At 71.0% G+C, this 15310-nt stretch carries 16 protein-coding genes; 7 read left to right on the top strand and 9 right to left on the bottom strand.

Annotated features, from left to right (window positions below; genetic code table 11):
• The first annotated feature begins 11 nt into the window (after window positions 1-11).
• Complete coding sequence (locus QRN19_RS10710; RefSeq protein WP_285026858.1) at window positions 12-1157, top strand: hypothetical protein; 1146 nt, start codon at window positions 12-14, stop codon at window positions 1155-1157.
• A 100-nt stretch (window positions 1158-1257) separates the two neighbouring features.
• Window positions 1258-1458 (top strand): hypothetical protein, encoded by a 201-nt coding sequence (locus QRN19_RS10705; RefSeq protein ID WP_285026857.1) that lies wholly within the window; start codon window positions 1258-1260, stop codon window positions 1456-1458.
• Here QRN19_RS10705 and QRN19_RS10700 read toward each other — a convergent pair.
• On the bottom strand, window positions 1455-2021 hold the full coding sequence (locus QRN19_RS10700) for a TetR family transcriptional regulator (protein WP_285026856.1): 567 nt from the start codon (window positions 2019-2021) through the stop codon (window positions 1455-1457). The genes QRN19_RS10705 and QRN19_RS10700 overlap by 4 nt on opposite strands.
• A 100-nt stretch (window positions 2022-2121) precedes the next feature.
• On the opposite strand from QRN19_RS10700, the gene QRN19_RS10695 reads away from it, so the two are divergent.
• Window positions 2122-3237 carry a zinc-binding alcohol dehydrogenase family protein gene (locus QRN19_RS10695; RefSeq protein ID WP_285026855.1) on the top strand — a complete coding sequence of 372 codons (1116 nt, stop codon included), beginning with the start codon at window positions 2122-2124 and terminating at the stop codon, window positions 3235-3237.
• Window positions 3238-3351: 114 nt separating this feature from the next.
• Here QRN19_RS10695 and QRN19_RS10690 read toward each other — a convergent pair whose 3' ends face one another.
• On the bottom strand, window positions 3352-3936 hold the full coding sequence (locus QRN19_RS10690) for an NADPH-dependent FMN reductase (protein WP_285026853.1): 585 nt from the start codon (window positions 3934-3936) through the stop codon (window positions 3352-3354).
• Window positions 3937-3995: 59 nt separating this feature from the next.
• Here QRN19_RS10690 and QRN19_RS18515 point away from each other — a divergent pair, with 59 nt between their 5' ends.
• Window positions 3996-5069, top strand: coding sequence for a GrpB family protein (locus QRN19_RS18515; protein WP_350224034.1), 1074 nt, complete (start codon window positions 3996-3998; stop codon window positions 5067-5069).
• A 51-nt stretch (window positions 5070-5120) separates the two neighbouring features.
• On the opposite strand, the gene QRN19_RS10675 is transcribed toward QRN19_RS18515, so the two are convergent.
• Window positions 5121-6395, bottom strand: coding sequence for a threonine/serine exporter family protein (locus tag QRN19_RS10675; protein WP_285026852.1), 1275 nt, complete (start codon window positions 6393-6395; stop codon window positions 5121-5123).
• Window positions 6396-6549: 154 nt separating this feature from the next.
• Between QRN19_RS10675 and QRN19_RS10670 the strand changes: the two genes are divergently transcribed.
• The 3 genes from QRN19_RS10670 (at window position 6550) to QRN19_RS10660 (ending at window position 8402) form a co-directional block, all read left to right on the top strand.
• Window positions 6550-7101, top strand: a complete 552-nt coding sequence (locus QRN19_RS10670; RefSeq protein ID WP_285026851.1) for a hypothetical protein — start codon at window positions 6550-6552, stop codon at window positions 7099-7101.
• A 103-nt stretch (window positions 7102-7204) separates the two neighbouring features.
• Window positions 7205-7417, top strand: coding sequence for a hypervirulence associated TUDOR domain-containing protein (locus QRN19_RS10665; protein WP_285026849.1), 213 nt, complete (start codon window positions 7205-7207; stop codon window positions 7415-7417).
• A 76-nt stretch (window positions 7418-7493) separates the two neighbouring features.
• On the top strand, window positions 7494-8402 hold the full coding sequence (locus tag QRN19_RS10660) for a cation diffusion facilitator family transporter (RefSeq protein WP_285026847.1): 909 nt from the start codon (window positions 7494-7496) through the stop codon (window positions 8400-8402).
• Between the two features lie 15 nt (window positions 8403-8417).
• Here the strand turns inward: QRN19_RS10660 and QRN19_RS10655 are convergent, their stop codons facing one another.
• The 6 genes from QRN19_RS10655 to QRN19_RS10630 all read right to left on the bottom strand — a co-directional run bounded on the left by QRN19_RS10655 (window position 8418) and on the right by QRN19_RS10630 (window position 15309).
• Window positions 8418-9605, bottom strand: a complete 1188-nt coding sequence (locus QRN19_RS10655) for a cobalamin-independent methionine synthase II family protein (protein WP_285026846.1) — start codon at window positions 9603-9605, stop codon at window positions 8418-8420.
• 118 nt (window positions 9606-9723) lie between these two features.
• Complete coding sequence (locus QRN19_RS10650; RefSeq protein ID WP_285026844.1) at window positions 9724-10776, bottom strand: sodium:calcium antiporter; 1053 nt, start codon at window positions 10774-10776, stop codon at window positions 9724-9726.
• A gap of 129 nt (window positions 10777-10905) precedes the next feature.
• Window positions 10906-12375 carry an NAD-dependent succinate-semialdehyde dehydrogenase gene (locus QRN19_RS10645; protein WP_285026843.1) on the bottom strand — a complete coding sequence of 490 codons (1470 nt, stop codon included), beginning with the start codon at window positions 12373-12375 and terminating at the stop codon, window positions 10906-10908.
• Window positions 12372-13604: an iron-containing alcohol dehydrogenase gene (locus tag QRN19_RS10640; protein ID WP_285026842.1), complete on the bottom strand. Its 1233-nt coding sequence runs from the start codon at window positions 13602-13604 to the stop codon at window positions 12372-12374. The genes QRN19_RS10645 and QRN19_RS10640 overlap by 4 nt, the downstream gene beginning before the upstream one ends.
• A 57-nt stretch (window positions 13605-13661) precedes the next feature.
• Window positions 13662-14444, bottom strand: coding sequence for an SDR family NAD(P)-dependent oxidoreductase (locus tag QRN19_RS10635; RefSeq protein ID WP_285026841.1), 783 nt, complete (start codon window positions 14442-14444; stop codon window positions 13662-13664).
• Between the two features lie 76 nt (window positions 14445-14520).
• Entirely contained in the window at window positions 14521-15309 is a 789-nt protein-coding gene (locus QRN19_RS10630; RefSeq protein WP_285027067.1) for an HpcH/HpaI aldolase family protein, read from the bottom strand.
• Window position 15310 lies beyond the last annotated feature (1 nt).

Raw genomic sequence — 15310 nt, 5'->3', positions numbered from 1 at the left:
AGCCTCCCTGCATGGGGGAATCACGAGGCGCCCGCGCGCGCCGGAACGCACGCCGGGCGATCGCCGTCGGACTCGGGGCGATCACAGCCGCCGTCCTGCTGACCGGATGCGGTTCGAGCGCTGACGCCGATGGGGCACGAGCGTCGCTCGTCGAGGCCGTCGAGGGTCTGCCCGATGTGGCGGACGTCACCGGGACGGTCGAGGCGTCGAACGGCGGCGGGCTCGAGACGTATTACAGCGCCAGGATCACCGTCGAGATGGCCGGCGGCGCTCCACCCGAGTCCTACACCGGCGTCGCGGCGGCGGCGGCCCAGGCGACCGACGGCAAGGAATCCGGCGAGTTGATCATCGAGGACGCAGCAGGGGGTTCCGTCCGATTCGACACCGGTGCACCAGCGAAGACGATCGATGCGACCGTGACGGCCTGGCGCGACTGGGCGGCCGACACGGATCCGGTCGAGGTCGATGCGGTCCGGGTCGCATCCGTCGAGGTCGAGCTCATCGCGATCGCCGCCCACGAGATCCGGCCGGCATCGTCCGAGCTCAAGGTCCTGTTCCTGTACGACGACCCGCTGACGCCGACGGATGCCGCGCGACTCCTGGGCGGATTCCAGGCAGAGCTCCCGAAGCCGCTGGCGTCGGCGGAGACCTCGCTCGTGTTGACCAACCTCGACCCCGGATCGGCGGGCGCGCACGTCCTGGCATGGGGCCTGCCGGTGCCGGCATCCGTGCTGGAGACCATCGCGGCGATCGAGGGGACGACCGCCGTCCTCGCGCCCCTCGGTGGCTCGGTGGCAGCCATCGACTGGTACGCGGAGCAACGCGGCGCAGGCAGCAACCGGCCCGATCAGCTGAACGTCTCGGTCGTGTTCCCCGAGGACACACCATTGGGGGGAATGCCCTTCGCGGAACTGCAGGCGAGTCCGCAGTGGGCGGCTTACCAGCAGGTGACGACGCTCGCGAACGCCTCGGAGACGGCCATCTCGTTCACGATGAGCGCCGACAATCCGCGGATCGCCGGCTTCACGGCCCAGCCGTGCGGCACCGCCGACGACGAGCTGGACGCACCACGCGACCCCAGCGAGGCCGATCGGGCGATCGCAGCCTGGTGGCTCGCCCAGGCGCCAGCCTGTCCGGGTGTCGGTCGGCACGAGTGAGAAGCTACCGATGACCCGAAGCGCGGGCCGTTCCCGAGGCTGGCTGACCCTGTCCTGGTGCGCATCAGTCTTGGCCGCGGCGTTCCTGGGGGCAGGCGTCGTGAGCATCTCGACCTACGCTTCGTTCCTCGACTTCCCGCAGGACGATCCCGGCTGGATCAGCCACCACGACTGGCTCGCCTCCACCGGCACGGCTGCACTGATCATCGGCGCCGCGCTCGCGGTCTGCAGCGCGGTGGCGTTCATCCTGTGGCAGGTCGGGCTCCCGGAGCAGCAGGCGCGGAGCCGTGATTGGCCCTAGCGACCCGCCAGGTCGCCGAGTCGGGCGCGCATCGCGCGGAGCACGTCGACGAGGAGCGCGTCGTCCGGTCCGGCGAGCCACTGCTCGAGGGAGGCGTCGAAGAGTGCCGAACCGATGGACGCTGCGAGCGCCGCGTCGGCTGATGTGACACCACTCTCCATGAGGCCATCGCGCATCGCGTCGGTGAGGACCGCCGACTTCAGCCGTTCCCGCTCGCGCAGCTGCGGTTCCGACCGGATGACAGCACGGCGGGCGGCGATGTCGTCCCGCCAGCGCTGCAGCTCGCCGGCGGCCACGGTCTCGAGGCCGGACATCACCAGCGCGAGCGGGTCGAGTCCTGGTGGCGCCGCGGCGACCAGCCGTCCGACCACGGTCGGGAGCTCGCGCTCGCGGAGGAAGAGCACGTCGCGCTTGTCGGCGAAATGACGGAAGAACGTGCGGGTGGTGAGCCCGGCGGCTTCGGCGATCTCCGGGACCGTCGTCGCTGCGAAGCCCCGCTCGGCGAAGAGCGCCATCGCAGCGCCCTCGAGTCGGAGAGCGGCGTCGGGAGCCCAGCGTGCCATGCGATCAGGATAGCCGATGACACGTCGTGTCGTCGGGTGTAGAGTGATGGCACACCGTGTCATCATCACCACGCCAATCCGCAACACCCTTGGAGACCTCATGCCGACGAACACCGCAGCCTGGCTGCCAGCACCCCGCGCGGACCTCGTCGTCGGTCCGGCCGCGATGCACGAACCCGGCCCGGGCGAACTCCTCATCCGGAACCGCGCGGTCGCGGTGAACCCGCTCGACGACGTCAAACAGCGGACCGGCAACCTCATGTACCGCTGGCTCCCCTCGCCCGCCGTGCTCGGTGAGGACATCGCGGGCGAGGTCGTGGCCATCGGGCCCGGTGTCGATCGTTTCGCGGTGGGCGACCGCGTCGTGGCGTACGCGGTCGGCATGGAGCGCGGACGGCGCCATGACGCCGAGGGCGGGTTCCAGCAGTTCACCGTCGTGCGAGCGGACCTCGCGGCCCCGATCCCGGACGCACTGCGCGACGAGGACGCGGTCGTCCTCCCGCTCGGGATCTCGACCGCCGCGACCGCGCTCTTCCAGAGCGACCACCTCGCACTCCCCCACCCTTCGGAGCACCCGTCGCCCACCGGGACGACCGTCGTCGTCTGGGGCGGCGCCACGAGCGTCGGGAGCAACGCCATCCAGCTCGCGGTCGCCTCCGGCCACCGGGTCGCGACCACCGCCTCTCCGCACAACCACGACCGCGTGCGCGAGCTCGGCGCCGACCTCGTGTTCGACTACCGCAGCCCGACCGTCGTGGCGGATCTCATCAGCGCCCTCCGCGGCTCCTCGGTCGTCGGCGTCCTCGCCGTCGGGACCGGCTCCGCAGAACCAGCCGTCGCCGTCGCCGCCGCCACGGGTGCACGCCGCGTCGCGCTCGCGAGCCCGTCGGTGTCATTCGGATCGCTGCCGCGTCGGGCCGGTCCGAGCCTGACGTTCGTCCGCACCATGACCCGGCTCGTCGCGGCCAACGTCGCGCTCCAGGTCCGCGCCCGTCGGGCGGGGATCTCGGCACGGTACGTGTGGGGCAGCTCGCTCATGACCAACGAGGTCGGGCCGATGCTGTGGGAGGACTACCTGCCGAGCGCCCTCGCCGATGGACGCCACGTCTGCGCGCCCGCTCCCGAGGTGGTGGGCGACGGCCTCGAGGCGATCCAGCCGGCCCTGGACCGACTCCATGACGGCGTCTCAGCCCGCAAGCTCGTCGTGCGCCTGTGAGGCACTGGATCGTGACGCTCCGCCCTCACACCTCCCACACCGAGCGGTAGCTCCGCTCGGCGAGGAGCCCGGACAGCTCCGCATGCACGCTCATCGTCCTGGCGAGACCAGGTCTCACACCTCCCACACCGAGCGGTAGCTCCGCTCGGCGAGGAGCGCAGACAACTCCGCATGCACGGTCATCGTCTTGGCGAGCCGCTCGGCACGATCCGTCTTCAGCAGGCCGGCCGCCTCCCAATCCCGCTCCGACAGGTAGGCCGTGTACGGGTTGATGACGCACTTGAAGTCCAGCATGAGCGACTGCCCGAGCGCGGCGGTCGCCATGTAGCTGTGCGGCAGGCCGGCGGCGCAGACGAAGGTCACGACCTTGTCGAACCAGGCGGCGACCCTGCCGTCCTCGCCGGTCGCGCCGGTCGCCTCGATGAGCGACTTCACCGACGCGGCCGGCGCCCAGTTGTAGACCGGGAAGGCGAGGACGACCCCGTCGGCCGCGGTGATCAGCTCGTGCAGCCTCCGGAACGCGGGGCTCGCGAAGACCCGGTCGTTGTCGAACGCCGGCAGCTCCATCTCGGCCAGATCGATGACGGACGAGTCATGGCCTTGCTCGCGCAACAGCTCGCCGCTCGCCGAAGCGAGGGTCCGGCTTCGACTCGCCGGATCGAGGCTGCAGGAGATCACGGGCAGGTTCAGGGCGGCCATCCCTCTACGCTAACCCCCCTGCCCATGCTCCGACCGCGGCGAGTGTGCGAGGGTGGAGCATGCTCTCCCCGCAGTCCCTCAGTGAAGCCGACCGCCGTCTCGTCGCCGCTTGGGCCGCGGACTGCGCCGAGCGGGTCCTGCCGCTGTTCGAAGCGGAGGCGCCGGACGACGATCGTCCGAGTGACGCCATCGCGCGCGCTCGCGCGTTCGCATCCGGTGACCTCGACACCGCCGGGGAGATCCGCCGACGCTTCGTCGCCAACCGGGCCTCGCAGGTGGTGTCCTCACCCGCCGCCAAAGCCGCCGCGTGGTCGGCCGGGCAGGCAGCAGGTGTCGCGCACATGGGCGCCCACGCGCTCGGCGCCGCCGCCTACGCGGCGAAGGCCGCCGAGCTGCATCAGGCCGGAGCAGGCACGGCCGAGATCGCCTGGCAGCTCGACCACCTGAGCGACCCGGTCCGCTCGGCACTCCGGCTCCTCCCAGGCCTCGGAACCGATCCGTCGGGTCCGCTCGGCTCCGGTCTCCTGGCATCGGGGGTGCTGGGCGACAACATCCGCGCCATCCAGAACGGCTTGGGCCGACGCCCCCGCCGCCCGGACGTCACGACACTCGAGCTGGTCGGAGGCCCCGAGCCGGTCCGGGTCGAGCTGCATGAGGCCGACCCGCAGTGGCCGGAGCAGTTCGACCGTCACCGGCGGTGCATCGTCGACGCCCTCGGCGCCAGTGCCGTCGCGATCGAGCACATCGGCTCGACCTCGGTGCCCGGACTCGCGGCGAAGCCGATCGTCGACATCGTGGTCGCCGTGGAGGACATCACGGCGGAGGAGGACTACCTCGACCCCCTGCTGGTCGCCGGCTACGTGCTGCGCGTCCGTGAACCCCGCCATCGGATGGTCCGGACGCCGGAGCGCGACGTCCACGTGCACCTCTACGAGCAGGGCGCCCCCGAGATCGACGAGTACCTCCTCCTCCGAGACCACCTGCGTTCCGACACCGACGACCGCGCGCTGTACGAGCGCACCAAGCGGGAGTTGCTCGGGAGGTCCTGGGACGACATGAACGACTACGCCGACGCGAAGACCGAGGTCATCCTCGCGATCAAGGCGCGAGCGCGGGCAGCGCTGAACCACTGAATCGCCCGAATCTGCACAGATCCGGTTCGGTTTCGGACAGTTCCGGGCGACTCAGGGACGCGCGGTCGCACGCACCGGCGGGATGACGACACCGGTCACGACCGCCGCCGTCTTGATGCCGACGCAGAGGCTGATGAACACCGTCAGTGCCGCCGTGACCGCTGAACCCTCGAGCGTCGCGAGCGAGACGAGTCCGACCGTGCCCGGCACGAGCATGAGCAGCGCTGGCTGGAACGTCACATTGGACGGCACCGCCGCCGAGTACCGCTCGACGATCCGGGCCACGACGAACACGACCCCGGCGGTGAGCCCCGTCGCGACCGCGTTCCCCACGAGCGGGGCGAACAGGACGATACCCGCGTAGGTCAGCGCCATCACGCAGATGGTCAGCAGCGTCAGGGAGCGGCCCGAGCCGAACGCGATCCCGATCCCGGCCGCGAGCATCACGACGCCGATCCACGTGAACCACAGCGGCGGGACCGACTCCCACCCGACGAGGTCCGAGCTCCCACGGACCACCTGACCGACGAGCGCCGTCGAGTCGGGGTCGATCGACAGGCCGGTGAGCAGCGCCCCTGCCGAGATCCCGGCCGCCATGAAGGCGAGCACGATGAGCCCGTACATCAGGCGCGCCGAGCCGGTCACGATGTCCGTCGCCGTCAATTCCAGCAGGGCGTTGGTGATGAGCGCACCGGGCACGAGGATCGCGATCGGCGCGCAGACGGCGAACAGCGGCACGGGGCCGAGATCCATCGCCGATGCGAGCGTCCCGACGAGCGTCGTCGACACGAACGCCGTCACGAACGGGGCGATCGCGACCGCACCCCGCCACCGCGCCAGCAGGGTGATGACGAGGCCGACGAACGCTCCGACGAGCATGGATGCGACGATCGCCCACCATGGGCAGCGGAACAGCAGCGCGAGCCCACCCGCGAGCAGCAGATTCCCGACCACCCAGTGCATCGACGCGTGCGGGCGCGGCGTCTCCCGGATCGACTGGATGCGGGCCGGCAGGTCGCCGACCGGCCAGTGCCCGAGCTCGAGCTCGCGCATGAGCCGGTTCGCGCGGGCCGCGCCGCGGAACGACAGCTCGCCGTGCGTGTTGCCGGCTGCGAGCACCGCGCCGGAGTGAACGTCGTTGACGATGATGAGCTGCGGCAGCACCGAGAAGGCGAGGCCCTCGTCGCCCGATGCGACCGTGGCGCGCTCCAGGGAGTCGCGGACGTCGGTGACGGAGGTGCCGGCGTCGAGGAGCAGGCAGCCGAGCGCGCTGTAGGCGTGCGCAGCGGTCCTGCGGCGCTCCTCGGTCGCGGTGTCGTCACTCATCCCGCCAACGGTACGCGAGATGGGGAGGGGTCCCCGTCGCGACCGTCCGCCCGGCTGCCCTACCGTGGTCGGGGCGGTCCGGCGGTCGGACCGTGACGAGACGGGAGTGGCAATGCGCAGGTTCGGGACAGCAGCGATCGCAGGAGTCGCCCTGATGGCGGCGTTGACGGGTTGCGCGTCCGATGCCGGCGCGGGCGACTCGGGAGACAGCGCGGCGTTCGCGAAGCAGGCCTGCACGGGTTGGACGAACATGACCGAAGCGGACGACGCCGACGACGCGGTCCTCCGGACCCTGACGAGCGTCCGAAGCTCCGAGCGGACGGCCGAGGACGGACCGGCACAGAAACAGGCCATCCTCGAGGCCGCGAACGCCCATCTCGCCGCGCTCCAAGCCGCACGCGACGCCATCGCGGACAATCCACCCGCTGGAGAGGACACCAAGACGATCGTCAAGGCGTTCACCGACTACTACGACGCCCGCATCGAGATCGCCGAGGCCCGCATCGCCGAGTTCGAGCAGTTCCCGACCACGCTCGAGCGCAACTACGACCAGGTCACTGGGGAGGCACGCGACGTCCTCGACGACATCGGCGAGTACGGCGACGACCAGCCCGACGGATTCCCCTTCCGCGACATCGAGGATCAGCAGGTCATCTCGGCGCTCGACGAGGAGAGCAGCTGCGACGACGTCGTCAATATCTTCTAGCCGCCGGGCCGTGGGCCTTCGGGGCGCAAGCCCTTGTCGGTCCAGACATCGCCCTGGCATCCTCGCTTACGCCGCACGCGCGGTGTGACAGCGAGGAGGCAGCATGGCAGACGTACGAGTGGGCGACCGCGTGTCGTGGGGCACCTCGCAGGGACGGACGCAGGGGAAGGTCGTCGAGCGGAAGACCGCGGACTTCCAGTTCGACGGCCAGCACTTCACGGCTTCGAAGGACGAGCCCGCGTTCATCGTGGAGTCGGAGAAGACCGGCGCGAAGGCTGCGCACAAGGGCACGGCGCTGCGCGTCCTGAAGTCCTGACGCTCTCCCACTGCCGGCCCGTTGCACAGACACGCGGACGTCCACGACGGACCCCGGCTGGGCGTAGCGTTGGCGCATGACCGTCGTGATCGCCTTCCTGGCCAACATCGTCGTCGCCATCGCCAAGTCCATCGTCGCCGCGCTCACCGGGTCGGCGTCGATGCTGGCCGAGGCCGCGCACTCGTGGGCCGACGCGGGGAACGAGATCTTCCTCCTCATCGCCGACAAACGGGCCGACAAGCGACGCGACGCCGCACATCCGCTCGGCTACGGCCGTGACGCGTACATCTTCTCGCTGTTCGCCGCCTTCGGGATCTTCACCGTCGGTGCGGTCGTCTCGATCCAGCACGGCATCCAGAGCCTCACCGCACCGGAGGCGATGGAGAACTACGCCCTCAGCTACCTCGTGCTCGGCGTCGCCTTCCTCCTGGAGGGCTTCTCCTTCACCCAGTCGATCCTCGAGGGTCGGCGCACGGCGAAGAAGTACGGCCGCGGCTTCTTCGACTACATCGTGAACGGCTCCAACACGACGCTCCGCTCGGTGTTCTTCGAAGACTCCGCAGCACTGCTCGGCCTCATCATCGCGGGTACCGGCATCGGCCTCCACCAGGTGACCGGCGATCCGGTCTGGGACGCGATCGGGTCGATCGCGATCGGTGTGCTGCTCGGCGGCGTCGCGCTGCTGCTCATCAACCGCAACCGGCGCTACCTCCTCGGAGCCTCGCCGAGCCCCGCCTACCGCGCGCAGACCATCACGGCGCTCCTGTCCCACCCGGAGATCGAGCGGGTGACGGCGCTGTACCTCGAGTTCAGCGGACCGGAACGCCTCTTCCTCGTCGCGTCGGTCGACCTCGTCGGCGACGACCGCGAGAACGACGTCGCGCGTCAGCTCCGTCGACTCGAGGGCGACCTGGAACGGGACGAGCTCATCGGCAAGGCCGTGCTCACGCTGTCGGTCAGCGACGAGCCGTCGATCACGGTCTGAGCCCGGGCCCGAGGCTCACGACCCGAACAGCCGCTTCGACGCGATCGCAGCACCCTCGACGAGTGCACCGAGCTTCGCCCAGGCGACGTCCGTCGCGACGAACTCGTAACTCGCGAAGGTCGAGAGGCCGCAGTCGGTGCCGGCGATGACCCGCGTCGGGTCGCCGACCGCCTCCGCGACCTCGACGATCCGGTTCGCGATGACCTGCGGGTGCTCCAGGTAATTGGTGGTCACGTCGACCACGCCGGGGATGAGGAGCGCCCCCTCGGGGAGCGGGTGGTCGCGGAACGCCGGCGCCTCGTGCTGGTGCCGCGGGTTGCCGAGCGGGATGCTGAACGCACCCACCCGCGCCCGGTAGAGGTGCGGGAGGAGCACGTCGACCGGGACGTCGTCCTGGTGCGGCCCCTGCCAGTTGCCCCAGCAGACGTGCAACCGGACCTGCTCACGGGGGATGTTCCGGATCGCGTGGTTGAGCGCGTCGACGTGCAGGTCCACGGCCGCGAGGAACTCCTCGAGCGTCGCGTCACCGAACTGGATGACCCGCTCCATGGCGAGGTCCGGGGCGTCGAGCTGCAGGACGTGCCCTCGGGCGGCGATCGCCTCGTACTCGATCCGCAGCTGCTCGGCGAGGGCGAAGACGTACGCCCGGTCGTCGCCGTAGTGGGGATTGGCGGCGTCGAGCAGGAGCGTCGTCGACACGATGCCGGGGGTCGCCGCGGAGAAGAAGGTGCCGGCGGGCACGCGCCCCTGGCCGGCCTGCGTGGCGAGTTCCCGCTCGAAGCCGTCGAGATCGGCGGTGATGCCGGACAATGTCGGGTCGTAGGTGAGCAGCCCCTGGGCCATCGGCGGATCCCACACCCGCGCGACGTCCGCGCCCTCGACGATCTGCTTCGCCTGGAAGGCCGCGTAATCCGGGAACGCCAGCGAGTCGAGGGTCGGCTTGCGGTGACCCGCGCCGCCGAACCCCTCGATGCGTTCGAGCACGTAGGTGGAGAACCCGACGCGCGGGACCTCGCCGTCGTTGACGAGATCGAGACCGACCGCGAGCTGGGCGGCGACCGTCTCGGCGACGGCGTCCGCGGTGACCGCCTCCAACTCGGCCACGTCGAACGCCCGCCGCTGGTCGCGGGCGACGAGCAACCGGGTCAACTCCGGCGTGCGCGGCAGGCTCCCGGCGTGCGTGGTCAGGATGCGATCGGTCATGTGTGGACTCCTCGATGCGTGGTACGGGTGGGCGCGAGCCGTGTCGTCGCGACCGAGTCCACCCTGCCACGATCCCGCTGGCCACGGGGTGTCGGAAGGACCCGTGCCGCAGCGGACGTCACGCCGCGACGGCGAACAGTCCGGCGACGCCGAGGGCGTAGAGGATCAGGACGATGAACGAGTCGACCCCCATCCCGGCCAGACGCCGCTGCGGACGGAAGAGCAGACCGACCACGTAGACGAGGGTGAGCAGGGCGGCGAGCGCCGTCAGGTAGATGTCCGAGGCGTTCGCCTGGGGAAGGACCGCCTTGCCGGAGAGGAGCGTCGCGATGAGGAAGAGCACCGGGAGGAAGGCGTTCCCTCCGAAGATGTCGCTGACGGCGAGGTTGTCGTCACCCTGGCGCACGGCCTGCAGGCCGGTGGAGATCTCGGGCAGCGATGTCGCGAGGGCGAGCACCGTCGCACCGAAGAGCACACCGGACAGCCCCAGCTCCGATGAGACGGCGTCGCCGGCGCGCTCGAGGACGACACCGGCTCCGAGCGTGGCGACGGCCGACACGAGGAAGACGATGACGGCTCGGCGGGTGCTCATGGGGTGCTGCTTCCGACCCCGATGACCCTTCCGGTGTGGACTCGCGTCCGGAGCGCTCCCGTCCTCGTGCCACGGGAGCCGCGTCCCGGCCCGCTGCACGAGCAGCAGTCCGACGATCCAGAGCACGGCGATGAGCACCACGTCGGGCGTGAGCCGGAACACCTCCAGACCGGGCGGGAGCTGGCTGCCGGCGAGCACCACGGCGAGCACCGCGACGACGACGATGCCCTCGAGGACGAGCGTCAGGGAGGCGGCGCGGTAGGTGAGCGGCTTCACCCCCTGCCCACGTCGGCCGAACACGTCGAGGATCACGAGGACGACCGTCTGCAGGGCGATCCCACCGAGGATGTTGCCGACCGCGACGTCGAGGTTGCCCGACAGCGCCGCCGACACGGTGATCGCCAGTTCCGGGAGGTTGGTGGCCACCGCGAGGACGATGAGCCCGCCGAGCGCGCTGCCCAGCTTGAACCGTGCATCGATGACGTCGGTCGTCTTCGAGAGCTGGATACCGGCGACCCAGACGACGGCGGAGGCCCCGGCGAAGATCACCACGAGCAGCCACAGGGGGAGAGCGTCCATGCGTCGAGTGAAGCGCACCCGAGCGGTCCGCGGCGGTGACTTGCGCTGGGCGCCGCAGCGGACTACCCCGCCTCCGGACGACTCATCCGGCCACCGTTCATGCCGTCATGCCGTCATGCCGTCATGCCGTCATGCCGTCAACGCGATGTACTGCTCCTCCAGGAACTCGAGGATCCCCTCGCTCGACCCTTCGCGCCCCAGACCGCTCTGCTTGACGCCGCCGAACGGTGCCGCCGGGTCGCTCACGACACCGCGGTTGACCGCGACCATGCCCGCTTCGAGCCGTCGTGCGACCGCCACGGCCTCGCGCTCCTCGCCGAACACGTAGGCCATGAGTCCGAACACGGTGTCGTTCGCCATGCGGACCGCGTCGTCGACGTCGTCGTACCGCACCACGGCGGTGACCGGTCCGAAGATCTCGGTCGTCGTGATCTCCGATCCGTGGCGGACGCCGGTCACGAGCGTCGCGTCGTAGAACGCGCCGTCCTCCCGACTGCGGCCGCCCTGCACGACGGTCGCGCCGTCACGCACCGCGCCGTCGACGAGTGCCGCCACCTTGTCGCGTTCGCGCACCGAGACGAGCGCTCCGAGGTCGTTGTCGTGGTCGAGCCCGGGGCCGACCCGGACGGCCGCGAGCTCCTCGCCCATCCGGGCGACGAAGGCGTCGTGGATGCTCGTGTGCACGTAGAAGCGGTTCGCCGCCGTGCAGGCCGAGCCGCCGTTCCGCATCTTGGCGAGCAGCGACTCGCGGACCGTGAGCTCCAGGTCAGCATCCGGGAGGACGACCACCGGCGCGTTGCCGCCGAGCTCCATGGACGCGCTCACGACCGTGTCGGCGCAGGCGTGCAGGAGCTCCCGGCCCACCTCGGTCGAGCCGGTGAAGGACAGCTTGCGCACCGCCGGATGCGCGAGCATCTCGGCGACGATGGGGCCGGTCGGCACGGGCGTGACCAGGCTGACGACGCCCGGCGGGAAGCCGACCCGGCGGAGCACGTCGACGACGAACGCGGCGGCCAACGGCGTCTCCCGTGCGGGCTTGAGGATCACCGTACACCCGGCGGCGAGCGCCGGTGCGAGCTTGCGGGTCGCCATCGCTGCGGGGAAGTTCCACGGGGTGATGAGGAGGGAGACGCCGATGGGCTGCCGGTCGACGACGATCCGCTTGTCGCCGCTCGGGGACAGCCGGTACTCGCCGGGGATCCGGACGGCCTCCTCGGCGAACCACCGGAAGAACTCCTTGGCGTAGTTCGCCTCGCCGATGGCGTCGCGGTAGGACTTGCCGTTCTCCCGGATCATGATCTCGGCGAGCGTCTCCACCTCGTCGGTGAGGACCTCGTAGGCCGCCCGGAGGAGTTCGCTGCGCTCCCGGGGAGACGTCGCCGCCCAGGAGGTCTGGGCACGCGCAGCGGATTCGACGGCCGCGAGGCAGTCCTCGCGGGTCGCGATGGCGAAGTCGGCGATCGTGGTGCCGTCGGCCGGGTCGACGACGGGGAAGGTCCCTCCGTCGGAGCCGGGCCGCCAGGCGCCGTCGATGAAGAGTTGCGCGATCGGTTCCGTGCGCGTGGTGCTGCGGGTCGTGGCTGGTGTGGTGGTGGTCATCGTGCGTCCGTGTCTGCTCGGAGGGCGGATCGGTCGCCGGCGTGGGCGGCCTGGAGGATGGTGTCGATGAGCTCCGGGTCGGAGCCGATCGGTGAGATGTCGACGAGTCGCTTCGACCGCAGCGTCAACTCCGCGATGCGCGGCAGCTGGTCGGCCCGGACGCCGATCTCGGCGAGGCTCCTCGGGATGCCGATGGTGCGGCAGAGCTCGGCGACCCGGTCCACGGCGTCCTGCGCGGCCGCCCGGACGTCCGGCTCGGTCCCCCCGAGGGCGGCGCCGATGGCCGCGAGCCGCTCCGGGATCACGGGTACGCAGGCTTGGAGGACGTACGGGATCATGAGCCCGGTGCCGAGCCCGTGCGGCGTCTTCGTGATCGCGCCGACCGGGTACTGCACCGCATGCGAGAGGTGCGTGCCGGTCGGGCCGAAGCACATGCCGGCGAGCAGGCTGCCGTAGGCGACCTGGGCGCGGGCCTCGCGGTCCGTCCCGTCGGCGACGGCCCGCGGCAGGTTCGGCGCGATCCGTCGGATCGCCTCGAGCGCCAGGTGCTGGACGAAGAGATTCTGTCCGGTGAAGACGGGCAGCTGCGTCTCCCAGTCCAGCGGGAGGTCCGCCGCGGTGAAGGACTCGAGGGCGTGCACGAGGGCGTCGATGCCGGCGTAGGCGGTGACCGAGGGCGGCGCCCCGATCGTGAGCTCCGGGTCGACGACCGCGGCGACCGGGATGAGGTGATGGCTGGAGACACCGATCTTCATCTCGCGGTCCGGGTCGGAGATCACCGCGACCGGCGTCACCTCGGACCCCGTCCCGGCGGTCGTCGGTACGGCCACGATGGGGAGGATGGGCCCCGGCACGTTGTTCTCGCCGTAGTAGTCGGCGAGCACCCCGCCGTGAGCGACGAGCACGGCGATGAGTTTCGCGGCATCGAGCGCGCTGCCCCCGCCGTAGGCCAGCACGACGTCGGGCGCGAAGACCGCGGCGACGGCTCCGGCCTCGGTGAGCGAGTCGACCGGGAGTTCGGGGAGGACGTCGGTGTACACGGCGACCTCGGACCCGCCGGCCCGCAGCGCGTCGACGATCACGACGAAGTCGGGTGAACCGGCGAGGAACGGGTCCACGACGGCGAACACCCGCGTCCCGTGCTCCCCGATGATGACCGGGAGCTGGTGGCGGACGCCGAAGCCGACGTGGATGCGGGGCGGTAGCCGGAGGGTTCCGGTCTCGGTCATGCGGGGGATCCTGTCTGGTCGAAGGGTGCGGGTCGGGCGGTCCGGCGGCGATCGGTGTCAGGCACTGAAGCCGCCGTCCACGGGGAGGACGACGCCGCTCGTGTGACTCGCCAGGTCGCTCAGGAGCCAGGCGGCGGCCTCGCCGACCTCGGCGCCCGTCCCGACCTTGCGGAGCGGCGTCGCGGCGATCCGCGCCTCCACCCCGCCGGGGATGGCCACCCGGGTCTGGTCGAGCATCGGGGTCTCCGTCGGTCCGGGCGCGAGGGCGTTCACGCGGATGCCGAGCGGCCCGTTGTCGTGTGCCGCCGTGCGGGTGAGGCCGATCACGGCGTGCTTCGTGGCCTGATAGGCGCCCATGCCGGAGCTGCCGCGGAGTCCGCCGATGCTGCTGACGTTGACGATCGAGCCGACTCCGGCCTCCCGCATGACGCGGAGCTCTTCACGCATGCAGAGCCACACGCCCTTCACATTGACGGCGAGGATGCGGTCGAAGTCCTCCTCGGTCACCTCGTCCAAGCGACCGGCCTGGGTGAGCGCCGCGTTGTTGAACGCGCCGTCGAGCCTGCCGAACCGTTCCACCGTGGCGTCGACGATCCGCGCGACATCGGCACCGACGCTGATGTCGCCGGTGGTCGATGCGGCGTCGAATCCGGCGGCGACGAGGTCCTCGGTCACCGCCTCGAGTGGTCCCGCGGTCCGGGCCACGAGCATGACGGAGGCACCGTGCCGCGCGAAGACCCGCGCGGCGTCGGCACCGATGCCGGCGCTCGCACCGATGACGAGGACGACTTTGCCGTCGAGGAGCGGCTGCTGCGGGGTCGTGATGGATGCGGTGGTCATGAGGGGTCCTTCCAGCGGGTGGCTTGCGAACGGTGCGCGGTGGGTGTGTCGGATCGGGCGTCGGGGCGGTCGGCGGTCATCGGGCGTACCGCACCGTTCGGCCCGCCTGCACCGCCGCGGACGCCGCGCCTCCGAGCAGACTGGCATCGTTGCTCATCAGCGTGAAGCGGTAGCCGGCGTCGACGGAGGCCTGGACGGATGCCGCCGACGCACCGCCGGCGTTCCCGATGGGCTTCCCGGCGGCGACCGTGTCGCGGACGGCGTCGGCGATGAGCGCGGTGACGACCGGATCGGACTCACTCCGACCCTCGCTCGTGGAGAGGTCGGCCGCGCCGACGAGCAGGGCGTCGACACCGGCGACCGCGGCGATCGCACCGGCTGCCCGGGCCGCGGCGGCACTCTCGATCTGGGCGATCAGGACGACCTCCTCCTGCCCGAACCGCAGGTACTCCTCCCGTGAGGTCGCACCCCAGGCACCGGCCCGACTCGTGCTGCCGACCCCCCTCGTGCCGAGGGGCGCGAAGCGGACGGCGGTCGCTGCGGCCTCGGCCTGCTCGACCGAGTCCACGTGCGGGAGCATGATCCCCTCCGCGCCGGCGTCGAGCACCCGCTGGACGATGCCGCCGTCGAGGGACGGGATGCGGACGATCGGCGAGACGCCGGCGAGCAGCGCGACCCCGATGTGCTGTGCGGCCGTCTCCAGACTCATCGGCGAGTGTTCGAGGTCGATGACCGCGAAATCGAAACCGGCGAGCGCCACGAGCTCCATGCTCTCCATCGCGGGGAGCTTCACCCAGGTGCCGAGGGCTGGTCCGGAGGGGTCGGCGAGCGCGGCGCGGAACCGGCTCGAGCGCTGGGTCGTCATG

The sequence above is a fragment of the Plantibacter sp. ME-Dv--P-122b genome, assembly GCF_030209375.1.
In the GTDB taxonomy this organism is placed as follows: domain Bacteria; phylum Actinomycetota; class Actinomycetes; order Actinomycetales; family Microbacteriaceae; genus Plantibacter.
The sequence above is the reverse complement of the archived record's forward strand: the minus strand, read 5'-3'. Positions and strand labels throughout refer to the sequence as shown.